Origin of the sequence: Faecalibacterium sp. Marseille-Q0746, from assembly GCF_017377595.1 — a bacterium.
GTDB lineage: Bacteria > Bacillota > Clostridia > Oscillospirales > Ruminococcaceae > Faecalibacterium > Faecalibacterium duncaniae.
The window spans coordinates 1-26,383 of sequence record NZ_JAFREI010000027.1; the positions used below are offsets into that span (position 1 = coordinate 1).

The following is a 26,383-nucleotide window of genomic DNA, read 5'->3' on the forward strand; positions in this document are numbered from 1 at the left end:
GCAAATACAGACGCTGATTATTTACCTTGCGGCTTATAGGGAAAAACGCTGCTGCGGCAGGAAGGAGAACGTACACCATTGGTTCCTCTGCAAGCCTGCGCTGGGTGGGCAGAAACCATTAGCTGCCCATCCCCATCCGCGCATCCTTCTGCCGCAGAATAGGTGCTTGCCGGAGCTGCTCACAGTCCCTTTTCCGCATCAGCCGGAACCAAGGTGTAACACACTAGACTTTGTAACCAAAGTCGTGTGCCACGAAACCCCGGCGCGGTTTCTTTGGATTCTTCCGGCTATCGCGTTGCCTCCCGGCTTCAGGCAATAGCAGATGCGGGCGTCAACTCGTACACATGATCGAACTGAGCTTTGCGCTTATCACCAAAACATTCTGGTTGCCACAGCAATCAGGTTTCAGGGCAGAAGACATCTAAAGATGCTGAACTTCTGGATCGATCATACCGTCTTTTTTGAACGGCTTCATTCTAACTGGGGTTGAGGACGGTTAAGAGCCGCAGTACATTTTCCAATTTTCCCGTCGGGCCAGAATACAAGACGATTTGGACGGGAGACACAGTACATTTGATTATAACGCAGCATCCCGATTTTATCCAGATATGCAATATGCTTCGCAACCAACACCTCTTGAGTATCCTGGTGAAGGGGTGACAGATCGTGGGAGCCTTTGCCGCCCCAGTCACCAACTGCACAAACAAGTACATCGAAGCGTTTATCCTGTCCAAACAAACGGTAAAGGTAATCGTACCAACTGTAGTCCTCATCGCCGGCCAGAAGATTACGGCGTAGCGTGATATGGAAGGAGTACTCTTCCGGGGGCAACTTGGAAAGAGCGACCAGATTGTCAATGATGGTCCGCAGGGTTCCTTTGCCAGATACATGGGGCCGAGTCTTGTCATGGTTCCAACCATCAAGTGTAATTTGGTAGCTGGTAATTCCTGCCTGACAAAACTGACGGAACAGCTTTTCGTCCAGCAGATAACCATTGGTGGTCATCTTGGCAGTATACTGAAAGCCATGCTGTTTCTGCAAGTTCTGAATCATTTCAGAGACTTCCAATACAGTGTCTTTGCAAAGGATCGGTTCGCCTCCAAGCCATGCAAGCACAACCTGCTTATGCCGTGGGGCCTGCGCAGTGATATACTCTTCGATCTGATCCAGTGTGTCACGGGTCATACTGGCTGCCGGGTGGTTTTTGTGGCAGTATGAACACTGAAAATTACACCCTTCAGTAGGAATCAGTGTGGCCATGAAGACATCCCAATTGAATTTTTGAGGTAATATTGGCTTGGGTTGAATACAACTGAAATTTTCTCCTAGGCAATCGGAGATGTATCCAGACATCATATATAAGCCCTCTTGATATTGTAGACTAAAATTAGTTGCCGTTCTTTTTTTCTTGAAGTGAAAGCAACCATGCGCTCTTCACAGAAAGACAGATGCCAATTCCAACTACGGTCATAAAAGCACCGAGGATGACAAAACAAGCCGTTGACCCGGCGCTCACCAGTAGTGATGAGCCAAACAGATAAAAAATTTCAGTAACATTGACGCCCATGTTGAAGACGGAAAGCAGCTCGGCGCGATTGTCTTCCCTGCCGGCAGCATCTACAATGCTGTTTTGGACTTCTCCCAGCAGATAGGATGGAATATCCAAAAAAAGCGGAAGGATCAGCATAAATAGGATAGTCCAAACCGGCACATTGACCAAGCCCAACACACCAAGGGCTATTCCACTCAGAATGAAAAACAGTGCCATCATTTGATTATAGTGTTCAGGCTTGGTACGGGCGAGAATCCGTTCGGACAGCAACTGAATTGCAGAATAACCCATAATAATTGCGGCGAGCCAGGTTTCATTGATCCCGCACAACTGCAGCTTCTCCGCATAGAAGAAATTGATCAGAATGCGGCCAATGTTCAAAGCTGCCAAAATCATTAGAAGCATCCATATCTTTTTCTGCTGAAACAACTGCGGATAGGGAATGTTTTTCTTTTGGCGCGTTTCACTTCTGGGCTGCACTGTTTCCTTGGGGATTTTTAAAGAGGTAAAGACAGCAACAAGGTTTGCGGCAATCGTTGCCAGAAGCAGACCCTTGATGCCAATCAGCGTGTACAGGACCGCATAAGCTAGGGTACTGGCAAAAAATCCGACAGTTCCATAATTGGCGACATGTGCAGATTTTTCAGCGTAATGTTCCTTTGAAAACATAATATAAATATAGCCGCTCTGCGTCCCAGAAGAAAAGGAAGCCGCTGTGCCTTCGAGGATAGCCTGTAAAATAAACAGACTATAATTGCAGCTTACATGAGCCAGCAAGAGGCAGGTTCTCGAAATGAGCAGCGCGATCTGGTATAGTACCAACGTGGATTTATAGCCAATGCGATCGGTCAGCTTTCCGAGAGGAATCTCTGTGAGGAGGACCATAGTAGCCATAATTGCTTGCAAAATGAAGAATTGGCTGAGAGAGATTCCTGCAGTGGTTCGTACCAGTAGAGAGACTGGGGAGAAAAACACCAGCCCATTGAGCAGAGAGGTAAGGTCAAGTGCATCTGTTTTCAGCTTTGCGTTCATTTTGATTCACCTCGTTATATTTGGATTTAATATAAGGAATAAACAGTGTTTTCATGAAGTGAGAAAAAACTTCTTCTTCATATGTACAGCACTTTTTGAAATCGATTTGGTGGGACAGCTGACATCCGCCACCGCAGAAGCCACCGATTTTACAATCCTTACACTCCGCATAAGAATTGCAGGTTACAGCGACGGGCCGATAATTTGTTAAATTTTCATAGGAAAAATCAAAAAGGCTGTACCTAGATCTACCAACTGTGCAAGTACAACGATATGTTTTCAGATTCATATCAACATAAAAAACATTACTGGATGACGAAGTGCTCCAACAATAACTATGTGTTTGTTTATGCTCCCGCAAATTCAACTTTAGGCCCATTTTGTCGGCAAAGTTATAGCAGGTCTTTAAAAATGCCGCGTGAACATTGTCCGGGAGAGGCTTGCTTTGAAGCTCAGCGAGAATCTCACTTTCCATCATGATGTCAGGGAAATTTGTTTCATACAAACGATCATCTACTCGACCAATAGTCCACGCAAAGTTTTTATCCTGCAAAAGCTGTAACTTCTTCAAGTCATCCAGTGTATTCCAGATTTCTTTATGATTGTGCCTATCGATATTGGTTCCTAAGTCCACATGGATGCCGTAATGCAGAAGTGTCTTAATACAGCACAGGAGTTTGAAAGTTTCATTTGTATTGTTCCGGCTCGGATCAAGATCGTATCGCGTCATATAATTTAACGCCATACTGTCGATTGTGGGATAAATACCGCTGATGAAGCGACGATTGATGATAAATTTCTTCAAATAATACGAAAGGAAACTTCCGTTTGTGGTGATATGAACAGTGGTTTTGTGCTCTTTGCAAAATTGGAGAATTTTATCAATTACTTTCTCATTCTCGATCAGCAAGGGTTCGCCACCAAATAAACCCAGTCGAACGGTCTTGTTCGGATTTGCTTCCATATACTGTGCAATGATACTTAAAATTTTATCCAGAGTTTCATCACTGATAAGTTTCTTTTCCAAGGTTTTATCGTTTTGCTGATAGCAGTAAGTACAGTGCATGTTGCATTTATACGTAATTGTTAAGATGAAAGTGACTTCTTCGCTTGACTTGTTTGAGTCGGTTTCATCGCTATCCAGCATTTTGTGGTATACTTCTTCGCTCACACCATGGTGGAGGAGATCTTTTGAGATGGTTTATTTTAATTATGCCCGTGTTCTGGATTTGTGCGGTCGCTACGAGGATAGCGCAGAATGTGCAGAAGAAGGCAGGAAGGCTTGCCTCAAATATGGGCACTATCAATATTTACCACATTGTCTTGAAATCCAAGCTGAATGCGCTCATTTCATGGGAGATGACAAAAAAAGCGCGGATCTCTATCGTAAATGCTATTATCTGTGCCAGGTCATCGAATACCAGGAAGGATTGGAAATTACCAAAAAGGAAGCAAAAGAATATCTGGGCATGGAATTTGAAACTTAAAGAGCTTCACCGCCCCCCGGAAACGCGTCATATAACTGCATACCCGATTCGTCCGGGTCTTCGGGCTGTTCTGTTTCGGTCACGCCAGTCTGAGGCGTGGGCAAGTCTTCAGGTTCAGCGGCAAAGCAGGGGACAGCCAGCAGACTGGTGGCCAGAACAATAGAAGTAATCAGAGTAAAAAGACGTTTCATAATTTATTTTCCTTTCGTTTTATGTTGTTTTGGTGTTGGCAAAAGGATACCACTACAAGGCAGTACAGACCATATCGTGTCGTGTTGCTTTTTTCTAACATAAAACGATGGGTTTTCCTGAGAATAAGATCAGATGCTTTCCAATCGGCTTGTGATGCAGCAAGTACTAAAATAAGAGGATGGCCACCCAAAACAATGCCGTCAAGTCATTTGTGTGTGAATTGCTTCCGAGTTTCTAAAATTGTCCTGCACGGTTTCTGCACGGAATCTGCACGGTTTCACCCTGTACAATGGTTGACAACAGGTGCAAAATTTACCAGTGGACGTGAAACATGAATTCGGATAAATTACTTATTATCGATAAAATTTTATGTTTTACGGCAGGCGGCATAATGGAGGAATTACCCCTGACTTGCGCTACGAATCAGTAGGCCGGGGGTTCGAGTCCCTTCCATCGCACCAGAAAATGCCGTGAAATCGAAAGATTTCATGGCTTTTTTGTTTTTCTGGAAGAGGTTGCACACTTTTGCACATCTCCTGCACACTTTACAAAAAAGCCATGAACTCTTTGCATCGCTTGCACAGCGTGTATTTCGCTGCACAAAAAAGAGAATTTTACGCGAAGAGTACCCGCGTCAGCTCGCGGCGCTCCTCTGCGTCCATCTGCCGGATGGCTTCAAGGATCATTTTACCCGTGATTTTTGTTGCCACCGGCGTTTTGTTTTCCGGGGGTTCCTGCGGCTTTGCACCGGCCACATCCTGCGTGTAGAAGTCGGCTTCGATCTTCTCGGTCAACTCCAACCGGGGTTTGTCCTGCGTGTGAGCGTAGGTGTCCATCAGGACGGTGGCGGTTGCATGGCCGGTGTTGCCCTGCACCGACTTGAAGTCACCGCCAGATTGCAGCAGCTGGTAGGTGGCACTGGAGTGGCGCAGACCGTGGAACACGATCTTCTCAAACTCCGGGTGCTCTGCCCGCCACATACGATACCACTTGGTCAGAACGTCCGGGGCAATGGGTAAGCCGTCTGGTAAGCGGAACAGCTGACCGCAGTTGCTGTACTTTTCCGGGGCGCTCTGCTCGTCCTGCTTCATCTTTTCCAGCCATGCCAGAAGCTCCTCTTTCAAGGGCTTGGTCATGTACAGGATGCGGTTGGACTTTTTGGTCTTGGTCCGCTTAAGGATCAGCGAGGACTTGCTCCCCTCCCGTCTGTCCGGGAAGGTGTGGTAGATCTGGGTAGGGTCGATCTTGGACAAGGCGACCTTGTCGGCACGCTGCAGGGCTTTGTTCACCGAGATGGTTCCCCGTCCGTCTGCTGCGTCAAAGTCCAGATCACTCGGCTGTAAGCCGAGGATCTCACCCTCTCGCAAGGAGAGGATCATGCTCATGTGCACCGCCAGATGCAGGGCAGGGTTCTCGATGGTCTGCAGCGCCGCCAACATGGTGCGCTCATCCCAGATGGTGCGTTCTTCGGTGTTGATCTTGGGGGCTTCACGGGGAGTAGGTGACTTGTGGATCAGATCCCAGTCAACGGCATACGAAAAGGCAGTTTTCAGGAGCGTGTGGACTTCGTGAATGGACGTGCTGGATAACAGCCGCTTCTTCTGATTTTCCGTCAGCTCCTGCTTTTCGCCGTGAACGTACTGGCCGCAAGGGGTCTGGCTCAGGGTGGCGTAGAACTGCTCGATGTCGTAGGTGCGGAGGTCTTGCACCTTCCGCTTTCCGATATACGGCACGATGAGGTTCTGCACCATCGCCACAGATTGGGTGTAGGTCTTGGGAGACCACTTGTGTTTGCTGGACTGAATGGGGATCCACTTGTACAGCATCTCCTCGACCGTCATGGTGTCGGGCACGAGGAAGGTGCCGTCCAGCAGTTCCTTCTCCACCGTGATCTTGCGCTCCTGCGCTTCGGCCTTGGTCTTGAAAGTTTCCCAGCCCTTGCAGGGCTTGCCAGCATGATCTTTGTAGTTGTATCGGACGGAATACGTGTTGCCACGTTTCATAATAGATGCCATAGATGTTCCCTCCCTCAGACCGCTGCAAACCAATCGTCGAAGCTCTGCTTGCTTACCCGGATGCTGGTACCGAGGCGGATCACCTTGAAATCTTTCGTGGTGTTGCACAGATTGTACGCAGCACGGTTGGAGATCGCCAAAAGCTGGGCAATCTCCTCCACCCGGTAGACAAGCGGGGCGTGTCGGACGGTTTTTCTGGTCTGGTCAGAAGGTTCTACGGCAGGGGTTTTGGACAATTTCATTGTAGGGGATTCGGGCGCGATTTTCAAGTCCTCACGGGTCAGTTTAGCGGAATTTTTGCGGACATTCGTCATAGGCATGTCTCCTTTGCACTTCTCCAGACCCGGCACAGCTCCGGTTGAACTGCACCCTTGTGGGCTGGCTAATATGTAAGGGCCTGCCGCTCCTGACCCGAAGCAGCAGCCCAAAAAAGTGCGAGAACTTGAATTTACGCGCCCCACGCGCCCCAAACCACACAAAAGTACCTTTCTGTGTGAATTTTACAGGGCGCATGGCTGGGATGGACGCGCCCTCTTGGGGCGCATCCTGGTTTCTCTCCCGCCCCGAAGGGCGTGTTGCCGCCCTGCATCCGCCCGGAAAGGGCAGATACGCGCCCGGAGAAAACAGCGATAACAAGTCAAAACCATGGCTTTAGGGCGCGTAGGGCGGGAGTTTTTCACTTTTCGTGTGTTTTATGCCGCAGCAAAGGCGGGGTGGACGCATACGCCCCGGAAGCCGCGGTACTTTCCCTCGATGTGCTTGGAGAAGGTCAGGCCATACTTCCCCGCATTTTTCAGCAGGAACTGGCTGAACTTCTTTTGCGGAACAGGTGATTCCAGATTATCCTCGCACCACTTGGTGTAGGCGCGGTAGAGATAGGTGGAGCGTTCCTCGGTGTCGGGCTTGAAGCGGACATACGCCGTTGCCTGCATGAACTGGGTCAGGTTGTCGCTATCCGCCATGGCTGCTTCGAGGTTCTGGATGGAGCGCTCGCTGATGGTGAACTGATAGCGGTTCGCCAGCAGACGGTGTAACCCCTCCAGCATCCACAGCAGGATGCCGGGACGCTCCTCGGACAGCTCTTCGATGAGGAAGGGATTATCCACCCGGGCAGGGTCACGGTCTTTCACCGTGATGAGAATCTGTCTACGCCAGAAGCCGTCGCTGTCATCGTGAGCAGCCACAAGGTTGCCATTGCCGAAGCAGATGAAACGAACGTACAGCAGGCCTTGGACAGCCTGCTTGTTTTTCCGCTCGATGCACAAACGGTCTTCAGCGGTGACGATGGACTTGATGTTCCGTGTTTCGGGCAAAGCCACCATGTTCAGATCGTCATCGACCATGACCAGCTTATACTCCAGATTTGCACTGGCAAAGCGGTTCGTTTCGATGCGGAGGATGGATTCGGAGTGAGAGGCTTCCCCGAACAGCTTCTTCAGCAGCAAGCCGATGCGGGATTTTCCCTCGCCGCCCTTGCCGGTCATGACCAGCATCTTCTGCGCCTTGGTAGACGGGATCAGGAGATAGCCAAGGTATTCCTGCAAGGTCAGAATGTCCTCCGGGATGAGCAGACCGTCCAAAAATTCCAGCCACTTGGTCGGTGCGGGGGCATCGGGCTGGTATTCCACGGGGAGCCGGTTCAGGCAGAGTTCCTTTTCCGGCACAAAGCCCCGCTCGTCCAGAAAGTAGGTTCCGTTCTGGAGATGGATGCGGTCAAGCTGGGGTTTCCATTCAGGGGTATAGGTTTCGATACGGAGTGCGTCCAGAACCTGCTTCTCCTTCTTGGCAAGGTTATCGAGCACAAAGTCACGGAGGTCGCTGTGGACTTCGTAGAGCAGTGCGTCCTCGTCTACCTCGCCGTTCTGGTCGAACAGCTTCTGTTTCAGGCACATCATGGGGTGCTTCTCTAAAAGGTACTGGCAGTAAGCGGTTTCACGCACTTTGCCCTTGCTGTCTACCCAAGGGCATTCGCATTCTTCCTCTTCTTCCAGTTCGTCCTCATCACGCCAATCGTCGTTCCTCTTTTTCCAGTCGCTCATGCAATCCCTCCCAATACTTCCGTAGCTCGTTTTCGGTCTGCGGGTCCGGGAGCACCGAACAGTCCAGATAATATTCAACGATGTCAAGGTTCTTTATCGCTTCAAGAAAGCAGGGGTGAAGTTCTTCTGTGGGTGACTGCGGTGCATATCGGACCCGCCAACGCTGCAGACAGCGGTAATAGTCCAGCAGCTGCTGCCGGACGGTGGGCGGTCTGCGAGGAGCAAGCCGCACCTTGCCGTCGGCAAGTGCCATGCCGAAATCGTTCTTCAACTTTTCCACAGCCTTATAGGGAGAAAGTTGAAAAAGTCTGCCGACAAAATCGATCACATCGCCATCCGCCTGACAGGCGAAACAGTGGAAACGGCTGTCCACCTTCATGCTGGGGTGTTTATCCCCGTGGAAGGGGCAGCACATCATGCCGTTCCGGTTTACAGCGAAGCCGTACAGCTCCGCTGCCTGTCGGGTCGAGATGGCGTTTTTTACGTCCGAAAAGACAGAGGTGCTACCCTCCGTCCCAATGGTTGGGGTACAGGCGAAAGGACGAAGCCCGGTGAGGGGCGTGGGTGAGGTTGGGTTTATTCACACATCGATCCGTCAGAGTGTTGTTCATTTGACCTCCTGCTGCGGTACGGCGTGGTTGCGCTCCTCCTTGCGGAAGAAGGCTTCCACGTTCTGTTGTGCGGTGCGGAGTTCACGCAGTTCGATCTGCGCTTTCTTGTAGCGGGTGTAGAAACCGTTTTTCTCCGAGGAAAGGGTCTGGTATTCGGCATCCAGTTTTTTGAGGTCCGGCAGCGTCCTGAGCCCGTTGGCCTTGAAATAGGCGCAAGCGGCCTCGTACACAGCAAACTCTGCACGGTGCTGCTCCTTGAACTTGGCGGGATTCCGCACAGTCTGGAGCTTCTGTGCAAGAGGCTTGTACTGCCGATAGACCACAAGATGCCCGCGCAGCTCCTTGAGGGAGACCATGCGGGCATCCAAGTCTTTGACCACCGCCAGTGCATCGTCGTGCTGGGTTTGCAGTTCGGCAATGCGCTGGTGCAGGGCATCTTCGCTGAGCAGCTTCTTCTCCTGCAGGAGACACAAGGTCTGCGACCAGCGTTTGAGGTTGAACTTTTTCGCCCAACGCTCATAGCCGATGCCCTTGCCCGCAGCAACGTTCGCCTGAATGTCAACCAGTTTCCTGATCTTATCCGGCTTCTGTTCGCTGGCGGGCTGGATGATGGCGGCAAGCTGGATGTTCTGGGAGAGGGCGGTCAGCACCTGTTCTTTTTCCAGCTTCTTGCTCAGTTTCTTGGCGGTGATGAACTTTGTCCGGCCGGGCGGGCAGTAGCTCAACCGGCCTCGGCTTTCCTTCACGGCGATGCCGTGTTCCTGCATGAGCAATGCAGAAAATTCCTCGAAGGTGGTGGTCTTGTTCAGCACGGAGTAGATCTGCTTTCGCAGCTTGTCCAGCTCGGTCTGGTAGACGGTCTGGGTGGGTTGCTGCCCTTCGGCGGCAAGTTTGGCGTTGGCATAGTCGAGGCGGCGTTGTCCGCGCCGCTGCGCCCAATACTCGCGCTCCGAAACATGGTCGCCTTGGGCTTCCAGCAGATTGATCTGGTTCAGGTCGGCTTGCTCGCACATTTCCATGACTGCGACACGAAGGTGCCGGAGCATGGCAGAGGTGCAGCGATGCTTCTTGCCCGCTTCCCAGTCGCACGGCTTGTCCATGAAGGGCTGCCGTTCCACGGTGCGGACGCGCAAGCTGCCGATGACGATGTGGACGTGGATATTCCCGGCACTGTTGTGGCCGTCCGGGTGGGTGCAGACGATGGCGGGATGACCGGGGAAGTTGTCCTTGCAGAACTGCAAGCCAAGGGCTTGTGCCTTCTCCATGGTCAGGCCGTTCTCTACTGCGTCCTTCGGGTCGAAGCTCACAATGTAGTGATGGGTCTTCACGTCCTCCCGCCCGCCGTTCTTGCAGTACTTGCGGTTGGCAATCAGGCAGGCCATAGCAAACGAAGATTCGCCGCACTCAAGGGTGTCGAGCAGGTACGAATCCCGTAGCTTGGGTCTGCCCTTCTCATCCAGAATGGGCAGACCGGTGTACTCGTTGTGCTGAAAGGTGAGATAGCTTTCGGCGGCGGCATAGTTAGAGTTCTTCGAGCTTAAATGCTTGATGGTTGCCATACAGTTCACCAACCGTTTCTTCGGCTTTCAGCCGAAAGTTCGTGAGTGCGGACAGTTCCTCCAGAATTTGCGCCCGGAGCTGCTCGGTGTCTTTGCCGCCGGAGTTGAAGTGCCGTGCAAGCTGGTTGAGGTTGCTTCCCACCTTGCTGCACTGAGCAGACAAGGCGGCAAGCGCCGCCAGTGCATCCTCGCCGCCCTGCGCCACCACAACGGTGTGCTTGACGTTCACGCCGTACAGGACGCGGCGGACGAGTTCGGATTGGGTGAGGTGGAGTTCTTTGCAGGCGTATGCGATCCGCAGTTTTTCCTCTGCGGTCACTCTGACCTTGATGATGTGTGTCTTTCGTTTTCGCGGCGTGTCATTGCGGTTCTTCTTTGCGTGTACGTTCGGACTTTTCATTTCAGTCATATTCGACCTCCTGTGAAAATGATAAATGCCCGCTCCGGGATGGAGAGGGCTATGTAATGCGACACGCCGCATTCGCACCAACGGTGCGAAGCTAGAGCAGGGTTTGGGGAAGGCACTCCCCAACAAGACCACGGTTGCGCAGCAACGAAAGCCCCAGTGGGGCTTTCGAGTGGCAGCACGGTTTGCGTAGCAAATGGAGGAGTCTCACTCCGACAAGTGCTAGACTATGTGGACAGCAATTTTTCAAGCATTGAAAATTTGTGGCCACAGGTCGATACTTGCTTTCGCCCTTTCCGTGCAACACTGAAAATTTCAGAAGTCGAACCGCAATGCACGTTGAAAATTTTGCAGAGCAAAACGTTTGAAAAGGCAAAGCCCCTGCTCATGGTCACCGTTCACACCGAACGCAGTTCCTGCCCCTGTTTTGCAGCGGCGTTGTCCGGCTCGCCCACAGAAAGTGTGAGGTCATGGCGCAGTATCTCGTTCAGACGGCTTATGTAAGATTCAAGGTACAGTATGAAGAAAGCCGGACGCAGTGTGGACACTACAACCTGCTTCTTTCAAGCACAAGAATAACACTTTGCAGTTGTACAGTCAACAACCAAAAACAAATTTTGGAAGATTGAACAACTACATAAGATTTTATTTGTGAAAAAGAAAAATACCGCCCACGCAGCGCAGCGATGATTTTGTCGGGTGAAACGGCGGCAAAATAGATCGGGTGTGTTGCGGGGCGGTAAAAATCTTCATGGGGAATAAATCCTCGCCGTTCTGTACTTTTCTACAAAATTGGTGGGATTTGCGATAAAGGGTATCATGGATTGCGGAGCGCGTCAAGATGGTTTTGCAAATTTTATTGCAGTAAAGCGGTGATAGTAGGACTTATATTTAACACACGGCAAGAAACAATTTCCGTTTCGCACATTGTAATGTTCGCAGAAAAAACTTATAATGCTTTTGAACCTGTAGGACACACAAAATGCAGAAAAGAGAGGGAATCATGAGAAAACTGTTCCTTTTGGAAGATGATCTGAGCCTGATCAGTGGGCTGACCTTTGCATTCAAGAAACAGGGCTTTGCACTGGATACAGCCCGGACGCTGGCAGAAGCCGAGGTGCTGTGGTCAGACAGAAAATATGACCTGCTGGTGCTGGATGTTTCCCTGCCGGATGGCTCTGGCTTCGATTTCTGCCAGAAGGTGCGGCGCACATCCAACGTGCCGATTCTGTTCCTGACTGCTTCGGATGAGGAAATGAATATCATCATGGGGCTGGAACTGGGCGGGGATGATTACCTGACCAAGCCGTTCAAGCTGGGTGTCCTGTTGTCACGGGTCAATGCACTGCTTCGCCGTGCAAATGCGTCCAGCGCAGGAGAACCCGTACTGGAATCGGGCAGCATCACCGTCCGGCTGTTGCAGGGGCAGGCATACAAAAACGGAGTCTTGCTGGAACTGACCGGCGCAGAGTACAAGCTGCTCTGCTTCTTTATGCAGCATCCGAATGCCGTGCTATCCAAGGAACAAATTCTGGATGCACTGTGGGACTGCGATGGGGATTACATTGACAGCAGTGCCTTAACAGTGTACATCCGGCGGCTGCGGATGAAGATCGAGGACGACCCCGGCAAACCGCAGATGCTGCTGACTGTCCGCGGCATGGGCTATAAATGGAATGGGTAAAGGTGCCGTATGAAAGTATTCGCAAACCGGGAGATCCGGATTTTGTTCCGGACAGTGCTGGCGGTCTGGGCGGTGGCATTGGCTCTCACGCAGGGCATCGTATGGCATACAACGCATGTATTTTCTTTCGGGTTACTGTTGGTTTTTCTGCTGCTGGGCGGCTGTCTCTGGGGCGTGCTTTTTCGCTATTTCCAAAGGCAGAGCGCGCTTCTGGAACAGGCAGTCCAGCAAATCCAAAGCTGTCTGGATGGTAACCCGGATGCACGACTGGACTGCGACCGGGAGGGAGAACTTTACCGTCTGTTTCACTCCGTTAATGCATTGGCGGCAGTTCTGAGCGCACACGCAGACAACGAGCAGCGGGAGAAGCGTTTTTTGAAAAATACCATTGCAGATATTTCGCACCAGCTCAAAACACCGCTGGCGGCGTTGAATATCTACAACGGTCTGCTTCAGGACGAAGTTGTTTCGCCGTCGGAGGTCAAAGAGTTTGCAGACCTGTCCGAACAGGAGTTGGACCGCATCGAAACGCTGGTGCAGAATCTGCTCAAAATCACCCGGCTGGATGCCGGTTCGGTCGTCTTGGAGAAGAAAAACGAAAATGTTGCTGAAATGGTGCAGGACATCGCGCGGCAGTATCACTATCGTGCAGAGCAGGAACAGAAAAAGCTCGTTCTGTCTGGCTCAGAGGCGGTTACACTTTGGTGCGACCGTGACTGGATGCAGGAAGCTGTGGACAATCTTGTAAAGAATGCCCTTGACCACACAAAGAGCGGAGATACGATTCAGGTAGAGTGGAATGCACTGCCGTCCATGGTTCAGATCAAAGTGCGCGACAACGGCAGTGGCATCCACCCGGAAGATTTGTACCATATCTTCAAACGGTTTTATCGCAGCCGCTTTTCACAGGATACACAGGGCATCGGGCTGGGTCTGCCGCTGGCAAAAGCCGTTGTGGAAGCCCATCACGGCACCATTGAAGTAGACAGCGAGCTGGGAAAGGGCACGACCTTTACTCTGAATTTTCCGATTCCTACAAAATTGTAGGCTGCGTGTAGGCTTGCAGTAAGGTTGACGTGTTATCCTTTTCTGCACAGACAGAGATCATCCGTCTGAATCGAAGGAACCTGCAAAGTGAGGGATACACTATGGAACTATTAGAAGTCAACCATCTCTGCAAGACCTACGGCAGCGGAGAAACCGCTGTCCATGCGCTGAAAGATGTTAGCTTTTCAGTGCCGAAAGGCGAATATGTGGCGGTCGTTGGTGAATCCGGCTCCGGCAAAAGCACCCTGCTCAACCTGATTGGCGGACTGGATACGCCGACTTCCGGCAAGGTGCTGATTGATGGCAAGGATGTTTTTGCCATGAAAGACCGGAAGCTGACGATCTTCCGCCGCCGTAATATCGGTTTTATCTTTCAGGCATTCAACCTCATCCCGGAACTGACCGTAGAACAGAACATCCTGTTCCCGGTGCTGCTGGACTACCAAAAGCCGGACAGGGCATATCTGGAAGAACTGCTGACCGTGCTGAATCTGAAAGACCGTCGGAAGCATCTGCCAAGCCAGCTTTCTGGTGGGCAGCAGCAACGGGTAGCCATCGGCCGCGCCCTGATGACCCGCCCTTCCCTGATTTTGGCGGATGAGCCGACCGGCAATCTGGACACCCAGAACACCAGCGAGGTCATTGCCCTGCTAAAAGAAACATCCCGGAAATACGAGCAGACCATCCTGATGATCACCCACAACCGCAGCATTGCGCAGACGGCAGACCGGGTGTTGCAGGTATCGGACGGCTGCCTGACCGATTTTGGGAGGTGCCGGGAATGAGCAGCACAGAAATGAAAAGCTATCTGAGCCTGATCCCGATTTCTGCCAAGGTACGCAGACGGCAGAACCGCATGACCATCCTGTGTATCGTCCTTGCGGTGTTTCTGGTCACGGCGGTGTTCAGTATGGCAGATATGGCGATTCGGATGGAAACCTCAAACCAGCTGAACAAAAACGGAAACTGGCACATCATGGTAAAGGACATCTCCCCTGAAACAGCCGCAGAGCTTGCCGCACAGGAGGATGTTGCTGCATTTTCGGCGTATAGCGACATCAACGCTTCCCTTACGGAAAACTACTTTGCCGGAGATAAACGTGCCGCACTGGTAGGAGCAGATGATGCAATCCTTCAAATCTTTCCGGGAATGCAGTGCAGCACTGCCCCGGCGGATGGCGAAGTGCTCGTGACAGCAAACATCCGGGATTGGCTGGATGTTACGGTCGGTACAGCGATTCCGCTGACGCTCCCGGATGGACAGACCATTTCACTTACTGTCGCAGGTTTCAATGAGGATACCTCCGATGCGAACCAGTATGATGCTGTTGTGCTGGTGATGAACCGCAGTACATTTTCTCAGATTGCCGCACAGGTAGAAGAATCCTTTGAAACACAGTATTTCATCCAGTTCAAGCCACGTACCAATTTGCGGCAGTCCATTGTGAACATCGAAAACAAGTACGGAATTTCAGAAGAAAAAATCTCCGAAAATACTTACCTGATGGCGTTGAACGCAAGCAGCAACAACGATTATATTGTAGGCTTATATGCGGTAGCGGCTGTGTTGGCTGGCATGGTCGTCCTTGCCGGAATTTTTATGATCACAGGCAGCATCAACAGCAATGTAGCGCAGCGTACCAGTTATTATGGAATGCTGCGTTGTCTTGGGGCAGGAAAAAATCAGGTTCGGATGCTTGTCCGGCTGGAAGCTCTTTTCTGGTGTAAAACTGCTGTTCCAGCAGGATGTGTGCTGGGAATCGTTTCCACATGGGGATTGTGTTCCTTTCTGCGTGGATTTATCGGCGAGGAGTTCAGCTCTTTACCGGTGCTTGGCATCAGCCCGGTCGGTATTATCTGTGGTTCCGCGCTGGGACTTATCACGGTTTGGTTCGCGGCATCTTCTCCGGCACGGCGGGCGGCAAAAGCTTCTCCGATCACAGCAGCAACTGGGAATGCGGTGGAAAATGCAGCGGATTCTCCGTGTCATGCTCGGTTGTTTGGAAGTCGTGCAGAGCTTTCTTTGGGCGTGAGCCATGCAATCTCGTCCAAAAAGAACTTGCTTCTGATGACAGGTTCCTTTGCGTTAAGCATTCTCCTGTTTTTGAGCTTTTCGGTTTTGCTTCGATGGGTTGGATTTGCGCTGAATCCGTTGCAGCCCTACACACCGGACTTATCGGTGGCTGAAACATCCGGGCAAAATGTCCTTGACCCGGTGCTGGTGGAGCAGCTGGATGCTCTGCCGGAAGTCAAACACGCATTCGGGCGGATGTATTGCCCGCTCCCGGCGGAATATCAGGGAAAACAGGGGTCCATCGACCTGATTTCATACGATACGATACAGTTTGGCTGGGCGAAAAAAGACCTGATTGGCGGAACCCTTCCGCAGGAGCCGGAGGATGGCACATACCCTGTGCTGACGGTATTCGACAAAAGCAACTCCCTGACCGTGGGCGATACCATTCAGCTGGAGGATGCAAAGCTCACAGTCGTAGGTGTATTGAACGACAGCCCGTTCAGTAGTACCGATTCCCCGATTGTTATCTGCACCGAAGAAACCTTCCATCAGCTGACCGGGCAAAACCGCTATGCGGTGATCGATATTCAACTAAAAGATACCACAGCAGACGCAGCCATTGCACAAATACACACCCTGCTGAGCGACACGTTAAACAAGCAGGTTGTTTTTTCCAACCGAATCGAAGGAAATCGGATGATACAAAGCACCTACTGGGCGTTCCATCTGGTGGTCTATGCGTTTCTCATCGTGATTGCAGGAATCACCATTCTGAACATCGTCAACAGCATTTCCATGAGCGTGTCGGCACGAATGAAGCAGTATGGCATCCTGTGTGCCATCGGGATGGATGATGCACAGCTGAAACGCATGATCTCTGCCGAAGCTGGCACCTATGCGGTGTCCGGTCTTGTGGTGGGCATTGCGCTGGGTCTTGTGCTGAATCGGAAGCTGTATATCCTGCTCATCACCCATTATTTCGGTGCAGCGTGGCAGATGCCGTGGGGCTGTCTTGCCGTGATTGTCGTAGTCGTGCTGGCGGCTGTGGTGCTGGCAGTATATACCCCGGTCAGGCGAATCCTCATGCAGCCCATTACTGCAACCATCAGTGAATTATAAGCCAGAACAACAGATGCCCACCAGCTTATGGCGAAAACCATAGGTCGGTGGGCATCGTGTTCTTTATAAGGGCTTAATCTTCCAGTCTGCCGTGGTCACAGCCAAGCGACAGATAACGCTCCATCTCCCCTCTCAGCACCATCTGGACGTACTCCAAGGGCTTGTTATAGAGCAGCCAGTCCAGCTCTGCCCGCTGTGCCGGGGTGTTGCCGTACTCGTCCTCCACAGCGATGCAGTCGATGGCAAGAGTGGTGCCATCCTCGAACCGAGCTTCCACCCGGTTGGTGTCCATATTGAAGCGGCAGGAAAGCAGCTTGTTCATGGTGAACCTCATTTCTATATCAAACGGTGTCTGTTCGGATGTCCTAAACCCTGCCATAGAACCGATATGTCATGTAAGATTGTTGTTTGGATAAAACTGGAAGATTATGCACGATAAATACCGTTGAAATCCAGCTTTTGGGGCTGTGCGAAACAGCCTGTTTTGCCGGGCTGATTTTGGCTCTGCACACTTTTGCACATTTTCTGCACATCGCAAGGATGGATAACAGGTGCAAAGACGTGCAAGCAATGCAAAGAATGCAATAGAATAACAACGGCAAAATAACGGCAATTCGATTAAAACGACGATTTGCCGTCAAATGATGAAATGGACAAAATGTGCCATTCGGTTCCTACGAATCAGTAGGCCGGGGGTTCGAGTCCCTTCCATCGCACCAAACCATGAAAATCCGAACCTTTTCTCAATAGGAGAGGGGTTCGGATTTTTTGTTTTCTTTGGAAACGAGAACAACGGCTCTTCCCTGACGGCTGTGTGTCCGAAACCTTATCAGAAGAAAGACCGTATCACGAAAGTCACAACTGTAAAGGTGCCGTAAGGCGGAAAGGACACGAGTATGAAGTACGATGAAAGAACCTGCAAATTCAACATGGACACCGGCTGCGTGGAGCTGCTGCTTCGGGATGGGAGAATGATCTTCATTGACTGCACTGGGGTCGAGGATGAATTGGACGTGACCATGGCGCAGAGGTCAGAACTGGATTATCTCATCTACAATGACCCGCTGGGCTACGCGGATTTGATTCTGAATGGCGAACCAGAGGAGTATCTGAAGAATGTGGCGGGAAGTCACGGATTAGAAGATTAAGCATAAAAGGGTATGCGGCTATAAACCGCATACCCTTTTACACTTTATCGCTTCCAGACCGCTGCGGCATTGGAACGTGACATCAGTTCTTCGACCGGGATTCCGGCTGGGCAGATGTCCTGGCACGCAAGAGATTTTCCGCAGCCTTCAAAATAAAGCTGACGATACGCATTTGCGAGTTCTGTCCGATGGGCAATATCCTGTTCTTCGTTCAGAATACGGTAAGCGTTGACGGGCAGAACAGCTCCAGCAAATTCACTGTTCGGGTCAAAGTTCGGGCAGACCTCCAAGCAGCAGCCACAGAGCAGACACTTAGCAGATCGATACCGCTGGCTGTGCGTATAGCTGGTCTGGAACGCATCTCCTTCCAGCCACAGCTTTGTCCGCTTCAGTGCTTCAAAGATCACGGAACGGTCTACGACCAGATCTTTCACCAGCGGGAATTTGCTCAAAGGCTCCAGAGTAACAACGCTTCCCTTGCAGTCACGCAGAAAAACGGAACAGGCAAGACGAGGCAGACCGTTGATCCGCATGGCACAGGCACCGCACTTGCGTATCATGCAGCCGCATTCCCACGCAATGGGGGAAACGACCGTTCCGTTCTTTTCACACAGAGGGCTGCGGTGATTCAGCTCGTTCAACACCGAAGCAATCGAGGTGTCCGCACTTCCCTCAAAGGTAAACTCCTGCCAGCAGGGAGAAGCCTGCGGGTTTTCCTGCCGTTTGATTCGGATGGTGTAGTTCATAAATCATACCACCTTTCCGGGATGGATTTAAAGCTGATGGCGATATGCTGCCCGTTCCAGTGTGCCACGGTAGTTTTGCAGTAAACGGCATCATTGCGTTGTGGATAATCTGCCCGCCAGTGCGCGCCCCGGCTTTCTTTTCGGGCAAGGGCGCTTTCCAGCATGGCACGACCCAGAAGCGGAAGTGTGCCGGACAACTTGCGGATTTCCTGAACGCCCGTTTCCAATGTCTGCGTATCCCGCACGACACCGAGTGCGTTCAGCAGAATACGATTCATCTGCATTTGAGCATCCGGGGAAAGATCGGGCAGAAGGGGTTCTTCGGCACAGGGCATATTGGGGGAGCCAGCTGCTTCCTGACAGGCAGTTTCCGCAGCGATCTGCCCTCCATAGATCGCACCCAGAAGGGAATTTCCACCCAGACGGTTTGCGCCGTGGTACTGAGCGCAGCATTCACCGGCAGCGTACAGATTCCGCATCGAAGTGCGGTGCCGCTCGTCCACCTGAATGCCGCCCATAAAGTAATGGATACCCGGCAAAATTGGAATGGGTTCTTTGCGAATATCTTTGTGCAGATAGGTCTGACAATCATCCACCAGTCCGGCAAGTTTATGTTCCATGACTTCCTTGGGGAGTTCTGTCATGTCGAGGAACACCTCATAATCACGGCTGACCGTCCAGACTTCCCGCGCGGTGATGTCACGCGGCATCAGGTTGCCGAGTTCTGGATATTTTTCTTCCATGAAATACCACGGCTTCCCGTTCCGCAATGCAAGCAGCCGCCCGCCCTCACCACGGGCTGCCTCGCTCAGAAGCATCCGTTTTCCGCCCTGTTCGACCGTGGTGGGGTGGTACTGGATCATTTCAAGATTTGCCATCGGAACACCCAGACGGAACAGTTCTGCGGTGACTTCTCCGGTATTGGCAAGAGAGCCGGTCGTATCACCGAATAAGCCATGCGGCCCGCCTGTGGCAATCAGGACGGCATCGCATACAAACCGCAGCAGTTCGCCGGTATAGGTGTCCTGCACTGTGCAGCCGCCGCAGATGTTCCCGGAAAACAGCAGGGTGCGGAACTTATGGTGAGGAAAGCGTTCGACCGTTCCTGCGCTTTCTTCCCGGCGCACAGCATCGATCAGAGCGGTCATCAGTTGCTTTCCCGTATCGCTTTGTGCAAAGGCCGTCCGCTTTTTCTTCTGTCCGCCAAAATTCCGCAGGTCGAGTTCATCGTCATCTGTCACGTTGAACTGTACTCCCAGACGGTGCAGACTGTGCACCAGTTCGGGCGCAGCCTGCGTCATCCCCCAGACTGCATTCGGGTCAGCAAGTCCGCAGGCGGCGGTCAGGGTGTCTGCATAATGCTGCTCCGGGCTGTCCTCCTCTCCCTTGGTATTCAAGGCTGCATTGATTCCACCCTCTGCCATAACAGACTGCGCCCTCTCGGAGGCAAGGGAGGACACCAGCTTTACCGTCCAGCCGTTTTTCACAGCAGTCAAAGCAGCGGAAAGTCCTGCCAGTCCTGCACCCACGATCACCAAAGTGTGTTTCATACGTTGTTCCACCCAATATAATATAGAATGATCGAACCGGCAGCAAACAGCACCAGTACAGAAAGAATCAGATAGAGGTCGCCGCGCTGTTCCTTATCCCGGACAATGCCCAGCGATACCAGAAGAGGCCGGAGATTGAGCAGAAGATGCACAAATACCGAAGCGACCAGTAAAAGCTGCGTCAGCAGCCGGACCGTTGTGAACGGAAACAGAATGTATACGCCGTCCTGCACTCTGCCGAACACGCCAATATGGAAAAAGAGCATGAGCAAAATAGCAAGCCCACTGGTGCGCCTTGCCCAGAACAGAGCATTCTGCTTTCCGTAGAGTTTTCTGCCGGACCGGGAAGCCCGGAATGTCTGTGCGGTCAGCAAAAGCCCAAGGACGGTGTGCGCCGCCAGAATGCCAACGCCGATCCATGCCAGAAACTTTCCTGCCCCGGAACTGATGCCCAGCAACATAAAACTGCCCATCAGCCCATGAAGCAGACAGATGAAAAGTAGCAGAACGGAGAGAATGGTGTTCAGTTTTCGCATGAGGGGTCCTCCATTTCTTCTGCGGAGAGCAGAAGGATGTCTGCATCCGGCAATGCTGTTGCATCAAGCATATTTTCTGAAACCAGCAGCAGTTGATACCGCCCATTGATTGCACGGGAACGCAGCATGGTTTCGCTGTGCTGCTTCAACGTGACATCTGCTCCGGCAGCGGTCAGGCGTTCACAAAGAGCCGTTGCATAGCGAAGCAAGGGATAGTCTGTTTTGCAGACCGAAAGCGTCATGTGCGGCAGTCCGGCATCGAAAAGGACTTCTGTCTCACCGGAAACAAATGCTTTCAGGTCATTCCGGAAATCCGCATCAGAAAACGATTCCAGTTCAGGGTTGATGCAGAACAGATAGTTACCCTCCAGCGGTGCGGCCATTTGTGCGGCACGTTTCGCTTTCGGGGTCGCACCGGTCAGCCCATCCAGAATAGAGGGCGGTGAGTGCATAAATACGCCAAACGCGGCAAGAAATCCCAATGTCAGAACCAGCGTGATCAATTTTCGTTTCACAGATAGACCTCTTTTATTGCATGGTTGTTCAAATACAAAATCTTCTGCTCAGAACGCAGCAGTTGAATGAATACTCAACTATATTGTATGCGAAATAAGGAGGCTGTCAAGGTCTGTTAGACGACAAATCGCGGGAAGCAGATGCTAACTTTTCCTCTTGACAACGGAGAAAAAGCAGATATAATATGATTGAACGGTTGTTCAACTACAAAACGAGGAGAACGTCTGATGTCAAATTCTTTATACACCTGTAATTGCGATGTGATCCATGAGGACATCGTGAACGATGTAAAAGGCAAAATGCAGCCGAAAGACGATTATATCCAGCTTGCATCGCTTTTCAAGCTGTTCGGAGATGGCACAAGAGTGCAGATCCTTCATGCTCTGGAACAGAGCGAGATGTGTGTATGCGACCTTGCGGTTCTGCTGGGCGTCACCAAATCGGCAATCTCTCACCAGCTGAAAGCACTCCGGCTTGCCGGACTGGTCAAATTCCGCAGAGAGGCCCAGATCGTGTATTATTCGCTGGCGGATGATCATGTAAAGGAGATCATCGACAAGGGATTTGAGCATTTAAGAGGATGATCGCGCAAGCGATTATCTTTTTGTCTTTTAAGTTGAGCGATTGAACAATTAAGAAAACGTAGTGGAGGTCAAAATGAAAAGAGTATTCATCCTGAAAGGTCTGGACTGCCCGAACTGCTCAGCAAAAATCGAGAAGGAAGTCGGTGAACTGGACGGCGTGACTTCTTCGACCGTGAATCTGATGAACCAGACGCTGACCGTTCAGGCAGGAACCTCGGTGGCTGCTTCCCTGCTGGATACCGTTACCACGATTGTTCACAGCCACGAGCCGGACGTTGAGGTGTCGGAAAAGCAGCCGGAAGCCACTGCACCTGTCAAAAAAGAAGAAAAAGCGGCGGTCTATAACGATGAGGACAAGAAGCGCACGATACGTCTTGCCGTGGGTGCTGCGGTCTATGCAATCGGTATGGCATTGACCGTGTTCGCAAAGCTGCCGACTCCAGCAGAACTGGCATTTCTGATCGTGGCGTATGTGATCCTTGGTTGGGATGTCGTGTGGCAAGCAGTGAAAAACATCACCAGAGGACAGGTATTTGACGAGCATTTCCTGATGAGTGTTTCCACAATCGGCGCATTTGCCATCGGGGAATACCCGGAAGCCGTTGCAGTCATGCTGTTCTATCAGGTCGGAGAGTTTTTCCAGTCGCTGGCGGTAAAGCGTTCCAGAAAGTCCATCTCTGACCTTATGGACATCCGTCCGGATTCGGCGACCGTCAAGCGGAATGGCGTATTGCAGGTCGTTTCTCCGGAAAGCGTTGCGGTGGGCGAGATCATCGTGGTAAAACCCGGTGAAAAAATCCCGCTGGATGGCATCGTTGTGGATGGCGAATCCATGCTGGACACCAAGGCACTGACCGGCGAATCTGTGCCGAAAAGCATCCGCAAAGGCGATGAAGCCCTGTCCGGCTGCATCAACCAGAGCGGTTTGCTGACGCTGAAAGTCACAAAGAGCTTCGGGGAATCCACAGTGTCGAAGATCATTGACCTTGTGGAGAATGCCTCCGCAAGAAAAGCTCCCACCGAGAACTTCATCACGACCTTTGCACGATACTATACGCCGGTCGTTGTTGGAATGGCGGCTGTGTTGGCGATCATTCCGCCGCTCGTCCTTGGTGGCGGCTGGTCTGAGTGGCTGCGCAGAGGTTTTGTGTTCCTGATCGTTTCCTGCCCGTGTGCATTGGTCATTTCCATTCCCCTGACCTTCTTCGGTGGTATCGGTGCTGCATCCAAGCGCGGTGTGCTGGTAAAGGGCAGCAACTATCTGGAGGCACTGAACAAAGTGAGCGTGGTGGTCTTTGATAAGACCGGCACCTTGACAAAAGGTGTTTTTGAGGTCGCAAATATCATTCCGGCAGCCGGATACCAGAAAGAGCAGGTATTGGAGTATGCTGCACAGGCAGAGAGTTATTCCAACCACCCGATCGCAAAGTCGATTCTTGCGACTTATGGAAAGCCAATCGACCAGAAGCAGTTCTCTGGCTTTGAGGAAATCTCAGGACACGGCATCAGCGTTACGGTGCAGGGAAAGAAGGTGCTGGCTGGCAACAGTAAGCTGATGGAATCTGAAAAGATTGCCTATGCCGCTTGCGATGCAGCCGGAACAAAGTTCTATGTAGCAGCGGATGGCAGCTATGTAGGCTGTATCCTGATCGCAGATGAAGTGAAGCCGGACAGCAAGTGCGCAATCGCAGAGCTGAAAAAGATCGGCGTGGAAAAAACTGTTATGCTTACCGGCGATGATGAGCGAATCGGCAAGTCGGTGGCAGACGAACTTGGTCTGGATGCGTATTATGCACAGCTCTTGCCCGACCAGAAGGTCGAAAAGCTGGAAATGCTGGATAAGCAGAAACGGCAGGGCAGCAAACTCGCCTTCGTGGGCGATGGCATCAACGATGCCCCTGTTCTTGCCCGTGCAGATGTCGGCATTGCCATGGGAGGTCTTGGCTCGGATGCCGCGATTGAAGCTGCGGATGTTGTTCTGATGACAGATGAACCATCGAAACTTGTAGAAGCCATTGATGTTGCAAAGGCTACGAAACGGATTGTGATGCAGAACATCGTGATTGCTCTTGGCATCAAGAGCGTGTTCCTTGTTCTGGGCGCACTCGGCATGGCCGGTATGTGGGAAGCCGTGTTCGGTGATGTGGGTGTCACGATCATCGCTGTTCTGAACGCAATGCGGATTCTGAAGAAATAAGCACAAACAAAAACAGGGTGCGCCCACCCGGACGCACCCTGCAAAAATCCACACACGATAAGTAAGGCAGGGAGTTCCCCAGAGCAGAGTTCCCATAAAACAGTATTTGCAAAAGTTCCCTAAATGGGGAAGATTTGGCGTGACTTCGGTCACGCCTTTTCTTTTGCTTCCAGTTCATCCAGAGGGATGTACCCCAGCCCATCGTACTTGATATGGATGTGCTGCACCCGCTTTCCGCTGGACTTATCCGGGGCATCCACATAGATGGCCGACACCAGTTCACGGAGAGCATAAGGGGTGAGTTCTTCAATATGAACGTATTTGTGCGCTTTCTGGACGAACTTCTCAATATTCTCGATCTGCTGTTCCTGTACTTCGATTTCCTGTTGGATAGAGAGGGCTTCCTCTTCCAGATGCTTCTGTTCGGCATCGTAGCTCTGGCTCATCATGTCAAAGCGTTCATCGCTCAGCTTTCCGCTGGCGTTATCCTCGTAGATTTTCATGAACAGCCGTTTGAGGTCTGCAATCCGCTTCTCATTCCGGGCAAGCTGCTTCTTCAGGACGGTCAGCTTTTCGGTGCTTTCCACACGAAGCTGCTCCTCCATGACCTTGCGGAAGTAGTCTTCATGACGGAGAATGTAGTCCGTCACCCGCTGAACATGACTCAGCACACGTCCTTCCAGAACCTTTACCCGGATGAAATGTCCCTTGCACTTGCTCCCGTTCTTCTTGTGCAGAGAGCAATCAAAGAAGTCTTGACTGAAGTCCCTGTTATTGGACGAACCATATTGCATCTTGGAACCGCAGTCAGCGCAGTAGACCATACCGGAGAAAATGCTGCTCTTGCCTGTTCGGGTCATACGGTGACGCTGGCTGCGAATCTCCTGAACCTTTTCAAACACATCATCGTCAATAATGCACTCATGTGTATCCGGGAAGATAGTCTGATTTTCCACAGGATTCAGATGTCTCTTTTTATCCCAGATAGAGTTAGTATAGGTCTTGAAGTTGACTGTGCAGCCAGTGTACTCCCGGCGTTCCAGAATCAAACTTACTGCTCTTTTATCCCAGCGATAAGGGTCTTCCGGGGCAGGTGCGTTTGTGCTCCGGCCATGGCTCAACTTGTAGGCGGTAGGAGTCAGAACTTTATCTGCCCACAGTTGGTTCGCAATTTGGGTCGGCCCACGTCCCTCCATGCACATGGAGAAGATGCGCTTCACAATCGCAGCCGCTTCCGGGTCAACAAGCCAATGCTTCGGGTTCTCCGGGTCTTTTACATAGCCGTACGGAACATTAACCGTCAGCGGTACTCCACGCTCTCCCTTGGCCTTCTGAACGGCCCGAATCTTGCGGCTGGTATCGCGGGCGTAAAACTCGTTGAACCAGTTCTTAATGCCCGCAAAATCGTTGTTTACGCTGTTCGGGTCAATGGTGTCGTAGTTGTCGTTAATGGCGATGTAGCGAACGCCATACTGGGGAAAGGTGAAGTTGGTGTACAGACCAGTCAAGGCAGAATTGCGCCCCAGTCGGGACAAATCCTTCGTGATAACGATTCCTACACGCCCTGCTTCGATCTCGACCAGCATACTCTGAAAGCCGGGACGGTCATAGTTCGTGCCGGAGTAGCCATCATCCACAAAGAACACCGGGTTCGGGAAGTGGTTCTTTTTGGCGTATTCCAGAAGGATGACCTTCTGGTTCTCAATGGACAGGCTTTCGCCGAGCCGTGCGTCCTCTTGCGACAGTCGGCAGTAAAGTGCGGTGATTTTATTCGTTGCTCCAGACATTGTTGTGTCCTCCTTATTCTGTGGAGCAACTGTCAGTACAGGATTGGTTACCGGATCAAGTATAGCAGAATTGGACGCAGTTGTCATTCGTCTGCACCCTCATCTTCAAATTTTTGCTGGGCGTTCTTGGCAACAATGCGCTCCAGTTTCTTCAAAAAGGATTCCTTGCCCTCATAGCTGCCGGTCACGGTGTAGGTGGTGTGACCGACTTTCTCCGTGGTGGTCAGTTCAGGAATCCAGAATGCAGACAGGTTCTTGACATGGAGATTGCCGTTCTCATCTACATAGGAGCCGTGCTTCTTCTGCTCTTCGGTCAAGGGCTGCCGCTTGAAATAGATTTCGTTTTCGGAGATGCTCACGGTTTCGCTGGCTTGCTCCTTCGGGGCATCGTCATACAGCTGGGCAAAAAATGCCAGTGCATCTTCGGGTGAGTCTTCCTCCATGAGCTGCTCGAAAACTCGCTGTTCCTCTGCCGAGAGGTTATTCCATGCGGCTTCCAACTCCTGCTCGTTGGCTGCGTTGACGAAGGCTTCGATCTCTTTTTTCATGGTGCATCCTC

25 protein-coding genes are annotated in these 26,383 nt (G+C 51.6%); 8 read left to right on the forward strand and 17 right to left on the reverse strand.

Features of this window, described 5'->3' with window-relative positions; translation table 11 throughout:
* Nucleotides 1-471: 471 nt before the first annotated feature.
* The 3 genes from J3351_RS12665 to J3351_RS12675 are packed head-to-tail and all read right to left on the reverse strand — an operon-like array spanning nt 472 to nt 3,731.
* Nucleotides 472-1,356 (reverse strand): radical SAM protein, encoded by an 885-nt coding sequence (locus tag J3351_RS12665; protein WP_097778983.1) that lies wholly within the window; start codon nt 1,354-1,356, stop codon nt 472-474.
* A gap of 31 nt (nt 1,357-1,387) precedes the next feature.
* A complete protein-coding gene (locus tag J3351_RS12670) occupies nt 1,388-2,584 on the reverse strand; it encodes an MFS transporter (protein ID WP_097778984.1) in 1,197 nt (398 codons plus the stop codon).
* Complete coding sequence (locus tag J3351_RS12675; RefSeq protein ID WP_207697880.1) at nt 2,553-3,731, reverse strand: radical SAM protein; 1,179 nt, start codon at nt 3,729-3,731, stop codon at nt 2,553-2,555. The genes J3351_RS12670 and J3351_RS12675 overlap by 32 nt, the downstream gene beginning before the upstream one ends.
* 49 nt (nt 3,732-3,780) lie before the next feature.
* Here J3351_RS12675 and J3351_RS12680 point away from each other — a divergent pair, with 49 nt between their 5' ends.
* Nucleotides 3,781-4,071, forward strand: a complete 291-nt coding sequence (locus J3351_RS12680) for a hypothetical protein (RefSeq protein ID WP_207697881.1) — start codon at nt 3,781-3,783, stop codon at nt 4,069-4,071.
* On the opposite strand, the gene J3351_RS12685 is transcribed toward J3351_RS12680, so the two are convergent.
* The 7 genes from J3351_RS12685 to J3351_RS12715 form a co-directional block, all read right to left on the reverse strand.
* Entirely contained in the window at nt 4,068-4,262 is a 195-nt protein-coding gene (locus J3351_RS12685; protein ID WP_097793638.1) for a hypothetical protein, read from the reverse strand. The two genes, J3351_RS12680 and J3351_RS12685, sit on opposite strands and share 4 nt — an antisense overlap.
* A gap of 615 nt (nt 4,263-4,877) precedes the next feature.
* On the reverse strand, nt 4,878-6,278 hold the full coding sequence (xerC, locus tag J3351_RS12690) for a tyrosine recombinase XerC (protein WP_097791242.1): 1,401 nt from the start codon (nt 6,276-6,278) through the stop codon (nt 4,878-4,880).
* A 14-nt stretch (nt 6,279-6,292) separates the two neighbouring features.
* A complete protein-coding gene (locus J3351_RS12695; RefSeq protein WP_207697882.1) occupies nt 6,293-6,598 on the reverse strand; it encodes a helix-turn-helix domain-containing protein in 306 nt (101 codons plus the stop codon).
* Between the two features lie 372 nt (nt 6,599-6,970).
* Entirely contained in the window at nt 6,971-8,317 is a 1,347-nt protein-coding gene (locus tag J3351_RS12700) for a phage/plasmid primase, P4 family (RefSeq protein ID WP_005937058.1), read from the reverse strand.
* Complete coding sequence (locus tag J3351_RS12705) at nt 8,280-8,735, reverse strand: CHC2 zinc finger domain-containing protein (protein WP_005937055.1); 456 nt, start codon at nt 8,733-8,735, stop codon at nt 8,280-8,282. Before J3351_RS12705 ends, J3351_RS12700 begins: the two co-directional genes overlap by 38 nt.
* A gap of 189 nt (nt 8,736-8,924) precedes the next feature.
* Complete coding sequence (locus tag J3351_RS12710) at nt 8,925-10,487, reverse strand: relaxase/mobilization nuclease domain-containing protein (protein ID WP_207697883.1); 1,563 nt, start codon at nt 10,485-10,487, stop codon at nt 8,925-8,927.
* Nucleotides 10,450-10,896, reverse strand: a complete 447-nt coding sequence (locus tag J3351_RS12715; protein WP_177802469.1) for a plasmid mobilization relaxosome protein MobC — start codon at nt 10,894-10,896, stop codon at nt 10,450-10,452. The genes J3351_RS12710 and J3351_RS12715 overlap by 38 nt, the downstream gene beginning before the upstream one ends.
* 1,000 nt (nt 10,897-11,896) lie before the next feature.
* Between J3351_RS12715 and J3351_RS12720 the strand changes: the two genes are divergently transcribed.
* The 4 genes from J3351_RS12720 to J3351_RS12735 all read left to right on the forward strand — a co-directional run bounded on the left by J3351_RS12720 (nt 11,897) and on the right by J3351_RS12735 (nt 16,760).
* A complete protein-coding gene (locus J3351_RS12720; protein WP_112146629.1) occupies nt 11,897-12,577 on the forward strand; it encodes a response regulator transcription factor in 681 nt (226 codons plus the stop codon).
* A 9-nt stretch (nt 12,578-12,586) separates the two neighbouring features.
* Nucleotides 12,587-13,624, forward strand: a complete 1,038-nt coding sequence (locus J3351_RS12725; RefSeq protein WP_207697884.1) for a cell wall metabolism sensor histidine kinase WalK — start codon at nt 12,587-12,589, stop codon at nt 13,622-13,624.
* A gap of 101 nt (nt 13,625-13,725) precedes the next feature.
* Nucleotides 13,726-14,409 (forward strand): ABC transporter ATP-binding protein, encoded by a 684-nt coding sequence (locus J3351_RS12730; protein ID WP_147610143.1) that lies wholly within the window; start codon nt 13,726-13,728, stop codon nt 14,407-14,409.
* Complete coding sequence (locus J3351_RS12735; RefSeq protein ID WP_207697885.1) at nt 14,406-16,760, forward strand: FtsX-like permease family protein; 2,355 nt, start codon at nt 14,406-14,408, stop codon at nt 16,758-16,760. The genes J3351_RS12730 and J3351_RS12735 overlap by 4 nt, the downstream gene beginning before the upstream one ends.
* A 73-nt stretch (nt 16,761-16,833) precedes the next feature.
* Here the strand turns inward: J3351_RS12735 and J3351_RS12740 are convergent, their stop codons facing one another.
* Nucleotides 16,834-17,082: a DUF6061 family protein gene (locus tag J3351_RS12740; RefSeq protein WP_055188999.1), complete on the reverse strand. Its 249-nt coding sequence runs from the start codon at nt 17,080-17,082 to the stop codon at nt 16,834-16,836.
* A gap of 574 nt (nt 17,083-17,656) precedes the next feature.
* Between J3351_RS12740 and J3351_RS12745 the strand changes: the two genes are divergently transcribed.
* Nucleotides 17,657-17,908 (forward strand): DUF6061 family protein, encoded by a 252-nt coding sequence (locus J3351_RS12745; protein ID WP_097771731.1) that lies wholly within the window; start codon nt 17,657-17,659, stop codon nt 17,906-17,908.
* Between the two features lie 44 nt (nt 17,909-17,952).
* Here J3351_RS12745 and J3351_RS12750 read toward each other — a convergent pair whose 3' ends face one another.
* From J3351_RS12750 to J3351_RS12765, 4 genes are read right to left on the reverse strand one after another with little or no spacing between them, the layout of a single operon-like run.
* A complete protein-coding gene (locus tag J3351_RS12750; protein WP_207697886.1) occupies nt 17,953-18,654 on the reverse strand; it encodes a succinate dehydrogenase/fumarate reductase iron-sulfur subunit in 702 nt (233 codons plus the stop codon).
* On the reverse strand, nt 18,651-20,228 hold the full coding sequence (locus J3351_RS12755) for an FAD-binding protein (RefSeq protein ID WP_307862863.1): 1,578 nt from the start codon (nt 20,226-20,228) through the stop codon (nt 18,651-18,653). Before J3351_RS12755 ends, J3351_RS12750 begins: the two co-directional genes overlap by 4 nt.
* Nucleotides 20,201-20,740, reverse strand: a complete 540-nt coding sequence (locus J3351_RS12760; protein WP_207697888.1) for a pilus assembly protein PilX — start codon at nt 20,738-20,740, stop codon at nt 20,201-20,203. The genes J3351_RS12755 and J3351_RS12760 overlap by 28 nt, the downstream gene beginning before the upstream one ends.
* Nucleotides 20,728-21,255 carry a hypothetical protein gene (locus J3351_RS12765; RefSeq protein ID WP_097771727.1) on the reverse strand — a complete coding sequence of 176 codons (528 nt, stop codon included), beginning with the start codon at nt 21,253-21,255 and terminating at the stop codon, nt 20,728-20,730. Before J3351_RS12765 ends, J3351_RS12760 begins: the two co-directional genes overlap by 13 nt.
* Before the next feature lie 228 nt (nt 21,256-21,483).
* Between J3351_RS12765 and J3351_RS12770 the strand changes: the two genes are divergently transcribed.
* Both J3351_RS12770 and J3351_RS12775 read left to right on the forward strand, forming a co-directional pair.
* On the forward strand, nt 21,484-21,840 hold the full coding sequence (locus J3351_RS12770) for a helix-turn-helix transcriptional regulator (RefSeq protein WP_015536701.1): 357 nt from the start codon (nt 21,484-21,486) through the stop codon (nt 21,838-21,840).
* A gap of 73 nt (nt 21,841-21,913) precedes the next feature.
* Nucleotides 21,914-24,037: a heavy metal translocating P-type ATPase gene (locus J3351_RS12775; protein ID WP_207697889.1), complete on the forward strand. Its 2,124-nt coding sequence runs from the start codon at nt 21,914-21,916 to the stop codon at nt 24,035-24,037.
* 149 nt (nt 24,038-24,186) lie between these two features.
* On the opposite strand, the gene J3351_RS12780 is transcribed toward J3351_RS12775, so the two are convergent.
* Both J3351_RS12780 and J3351_RS12785 read right to left on the reverse strand, forming a co-directional pair.
* Nucleotides 24,187-25,824: a recombinase family protein gene (locus J3351_RS12780; protein ID WP_242699414.1), complete on the reverse strand. Its 1,638-nt coding sequence runs from the start codon at nt 25,822-25,824 to the stop codon at nt 24,187-24,189.
* Between the two features lie 83 nt (nt 25,825-25,907).
* On the reverse strand, nt 25,908-26,383 hold a 476-nt coding region (locus tag J3351_RS12785; RefSeq protein ID WP_242699415.1), incomplete at its 5' end, for a hypothetical protein.

Coding starts and splice junctions, on each gene's coding strand:
- J3351_RS12670 (WP_097778984.1), bottom strand. CDS start 2,584: ATGAACGCAAAGCTGAAAACAGATGCACTTGACCTTACCTCTCTGCTC.
- J3351_RS12665 (WP_097778983.1), bottom strand. CDS start 1,356: ATGATGTCTGGATACATCTCCGATTGCCTAGGAGAAAATTTCAGTTGT.
- J3351_RS12705 (WP_005937055.1), bottom strand. CDS start 8,735: ATGATGTGCTGCCCCTTCCACGGGGATAAACACCCCAGCATGAAGGTG.
- xerC (WP_097791242.1), bottom strand. CDS start 6,278: ATGGCATCTATTATGAAACGTGGCAACACGTATTCCGTCCGATACAAC.
- J3351_RS12745 (WP_097771731.1), top strand. CDS start 17,657: ATGAAGTACGATGAAAGAACCTGCAAATTCAACATGGACACCGGCTGC.
- J3351_RS12730 (WP_147610143.1), top strand. CDS start 13,726: ATGGAACTATTAGAAGTCAACCATCTCTGCAAGACCTACGGCAGCGGA.
- J3351_RS12695 (WP_207697882.1), bottom strand. CDS start 6,598: ATGCCTATGACGAATGTCCGCAAAAATTCCGCTAAACTGACCCGTGAG.
- J3351_RS12720 (WP_112146629.1), top strand. CDS start 11,897: ATGAGAAAACTGTTCCTTTTGGAAGATGATCTGAGCCTGATCAGTGGG.
- J3351_RS12760 (WP_207697888.1), bottom strand. CDS start 20,740: ATGCGAAAACTGAACACCATTCTCTCCGTTCTGCTACTTTTCATCTGT.
- J3351_RS12715 (WP_177802469.1), bottom strand. CDS start 10,896: ATGACTGAAATGAAAAGTCCGAACGTACACGCAAAGAAGAACCGCAAT.
- J3351_RS12750 (WP_207697886.1), bottom strand. CDS start 18,654: ATGAACTACACCATCCGAATCAAACGGCAGGAAAACCCGCAGGCTTCT.
- J3351_RS12740 (WP_055188999.1), bottom strand. CDS start 17,082: ATGAACAAGCTGCTTTCCTGCCGCTTCAATATGGACACCAACCGGGTG.
- J3351_RS12770 (WP_015536701.1), top strand. CDS start 21,484: ATGTCAAATTCTTTATACACCTGTAATTGCGATGTGATCCATGAGGAC.
- J3351_RS12680 (WP_207697881.1), top strand. CDS start 3,781: ATGGTTTATTTTAATTATGCCCGTGTTCTGGATTTGTGCGGTCGCTAC.
- J3351_RS12735 (WP_207697885.1), top strand. CDS start 14,406: ATGAGCAGCACAGAAATGAAAAGCTATCTGAGCCTGATCCCGATTTCT.
- J3351_RS12700 (WP_005937058.1), bottom strand. CDS start 8,317: ATGAGCGACTGGAAAAAGAGGAACGACGATTGGCGTGATGAGGACGAA.
- J3351_RS12710 (WP_207697883.1), bottom strand. CDS start 10,487: ATGGCAACCATCAAGCATTTAAGCTCGAAGAACTCTAACTATGCCGCC.
- J3351_RS12675 (WP_207697880.1), bottom strand. CDS start 3,731: ATGCTGGATAGCGATGAAACCGACTCAAACAAGTCAAGCGAAGAAGTC.
- J3351_RS12780 (WP_242699414.1), bottom strand. CDS start 25,824: ATGTCTGGAGCAACGAATAAAATCACCGCACTTTACTGCCGACTGTCG.
- J3351_RS12775 (WP_207697889.1), top strand. CDS start 21,914: ATGAAAAGAGTATTCATCCTGAAAGGTCTGGACTGCCCGAACTGCTCA.
- J3351_RS12685 (WP_097793638.1), bottom strand. CDS start 4,262: ATGAAACGTCTTTTTACTCTGATTACTTCTATTGTTCTGGCCACCAGT.
- J3351_RS12725 (WP_207697884.1), top strand. CDS start 12,587: ATGAAAGTATTCGCAAACCGGGAGATCCGGATTTTGTTCCGGACAGTG.